The 2,500-nt window shown below is 51.5% G+C and carries 6 tRNA genes and 1 rRNA gene (2 of these 7 running past the window's edge); all 7 read left to right on the top strand.

From position 1 onward, the window contains the following. Window positions 1-73 (top strand) — tRNA-Asn (locus CIG75_RS15040); it begins 3 nt to the left of the window's first position. A 5-nt stretch (window positions 74-78) separates the two neighbouring features. Continuing rightward, window positions 79-155, top strand: a tRNA-Glu gene (locus tag CIG75_RS15035). A 74-nt stretch (window positions 156-229) separates the two neighbouring features. Continuing rightward, window positions 230-305: transfer RNA gene (locus CIG75_RS15030), tRNA-Val, on the top strand. A 71-nt stretch (window positions 306-376) separates the two neighbouring features. Further along, window positions 377-452, top strand: a tRNA-Met gene (locus CIG75_RS15025). A 3-nt stretch (window positions 453-455) separates the two neighbouring features. Further along, a tRNA-Asp gene (locus CIG75_RS15020) sits at window positions 456-532 on the top strand. A gap of 229 nt (window positions 533-761) precedes the next feature. After that, window positions 762-836, top strand: a tRNA-Gly gene (locus tag CIG75_RS15015). A gap of 990 nt (window positions 837-1,826) precedes the next feature. Beyond that, window positions 1,827-2,500: ribosomal RNA gene (locus CIG75_RS15010) — 16S ribosomal RNA — on the top strand; it runs 871 nt beyond the window's last position.

Raw genomic sequence — 2,500 nt, 5'->3', positions numbered from 1 at the left:
TCGATAGCTCAGTTGGTAGAGCGCCCGACTGTTAATCGGATGGTCACAGGTTCGAGTCCTGTTCGGGGAGCCAGTAAAGGCTCGTTGGAGAAGCGGCTTAACTCACCGCCCTTTCAAGGCGGCATTCACGGGTTCGAATCCCGTACGAGTCACCATTTTATCTTTAGAGGTTGCCCAACTAAGTGCGCGGCGTCCTGTCGCGACGTTGGACACGGTACGACCTGTACGTGGAGGTTTAGCTCAGCTGGGAGAGCATCTGCCTTACAAGCAGAGGGTCGGCGGTTCGATCCCGTCAACCTCCACCATTTTTAAAACAGGAAGGTCGGCTTTTGTTCGCGACATCTTGTCGCAAGGCGGACATTTCCTAACAACTTATCGCGGGGTGGAGCAGTTGGCAGCTCGTCGGGCTCATAACCCGAAGGTCGCAGGTTCAAGTCCTGTCCCCGCAACCACATGGAGCTGTGGTGTAGTGGCCTAACATGCCCGCCTGTCACGCGGGAGACCGCGGGTTCGAATCCCGTCAGCTCCGCCATTTCACTTTAGTAACTCAGTCGCTAGAGTAGTTGACTGAAGGAAGTCCAACTAAGGACGCGATGTCCTGTCGCACGTTGGATACTGAATATCCTGTTCGTAACGTCCTGTTGCAGTGCGGGAAAAGGTAGCCCTGCAAAGATCGCAACATCCTCTTGCAACGCGGGACAGAGGTAGCCCCGCTAAAATCGCAACGTCCTGTTGCAACGCAGGACGCATACATCCTGTATGCGGAAGTGGCTCAGGGGTAGAGCATCGCCTTGCCAAGGCGAGGGTCGCGGGTTCGAATCCCGTCTTCCGCTCCAAAATTTGTGAAGACTCGATCGAATAGATCGAGTCTTTTTTTTCGTTCATCGACCATTATGCTAACGAATTCGACAATCAACTTTAGATTGGATCAGATGATGTCCTGTAGACAAAATGACGGTGTAGCTTCTGCTGGAACTTGAGCGAAGCACTGTCAGGTAGAATGGTTCGGATTGGTGATGTATTTTGGAATAGGGGTAGGACGTAGCTGCGCAGTTTTCTTGGATCAATGTCTTTGTCGATATTGATGTTTACCAAGCGTTATTGATGATTTTGGGATAGGAAGGTTATTTATCGTCTGTTTTCTGCTAGATAGGTAGTGAACTGGACTGGAACCCGATGTCAAATTTCTTTGCTGTTAGGACCTATGCCCCCAGAATTGAGGGCTATGTACATTCCGATCCCGTTGGTACAAGCTTGCTTTTATCAGGGGGAGATTGGCAACGGACCAAACTTGAGAAGCATTGAGCAGTTTACGAGGAGGACGCAGGCAAGCAGTGGCTTTGGAGATGTGATGTCCTTAACAGATATAGATTGAACTGAGTCACGTTTCTAAAATGAAGGATGCTAGATGATCATACAACGCATCGAGAGCATCTTTAAGACAAGGAGTGGTGCAAGGAGCTGTTTTGATAAACGAGATGAGGGCGTTTTTGTCGAGTTCGAAGTCGGTTGAACAGAATGTTTTGATCGAGTGGCCGTTTCCGCGAAAACGGCAGGGAAGGAGTGAATGAATGGCGAGATGTAAGTTCATGTGTGCGTTTGTTTCGTTTCGTCATCACCAGTAGATTGTCTAACGAATGAGCGCCGTGGTAAGATAACTCTTGTCGCCGCGAGCGAATGCGGTGATAGTGAAAAACTTCCTGTTGCATAGTCGAATGCAATGTGGTATCTTAATAAACGTCGCCTCGAGCGACACTGTTGATCCTTGAAAACTAAACGAGTGTTACAGAGATCTGATGCGAGTCAAGATACAAACTTTTTCAACTTTTATTGAGAGTTTGATCCTGGCTCAGGACGAACGCTGGCGGCGTGCCTAATACATGCAAGTCGAGCGGACCGGAGGGAGCTTGCTCCCAAAGGTTAGCGGCGGACGGGTGAGTAACACGTGGGCAATCTGCCCGACAGACTGGGATAACGCTTGGAAACGAGTGCTAATACCGGATAAGCGATTCCCTCGCATGAGGGGATCGAGAAAGAAGCTTTCGCTTCACTGTCGGATGAGCCCGCGGCGCATTAGCTAGTTGGTGAGGTAACGGCTCACCAAGGCGACGATGCGTAGCCGACCTGAGAGGGTGATCGGCCACACTGGGACTGAGACACGGCCCAGACTCCTACGGGAGGCAGCAGTAGGGAATCTTCCACAATGGGCGCAAGCCTGATGGAGCAACGCCGCGTGAATGATGAAGGCCTTCGGGTTGTAAAATTCTGTCTTCTGTGAAGAACAAGTGTGAGAAGAGAATGCTCACACCCTGACGGTAACAGAGGAGGAAGCCCCGGCTAACTACGTGCCAGCAGCCGCGGTAATACGTAGGGGGCAAGCGTTGTCCGGAATCACTGGGCGTAAAGCGCGCGCAGGCGGCCATCTGCGTCCGGGGTGAAAGCCCAAGGCTCAACCTTGGGACTGCCTTGGATACGGGATGGCTTGAGGATCGGAGAGGCA

This window comes from Tumebacillus algifaecis (assembly GCF_002243515.1).
Lineage (GTDB): Bacteria > Bacillota > Bacilli > Tumebacillales > Tumebacillaceae > Tumebacillus_A > Tumebacillus_A algifaecis.
This window is presented reverse-complemented; position numbering and strand designations above follow the sequence as displayed.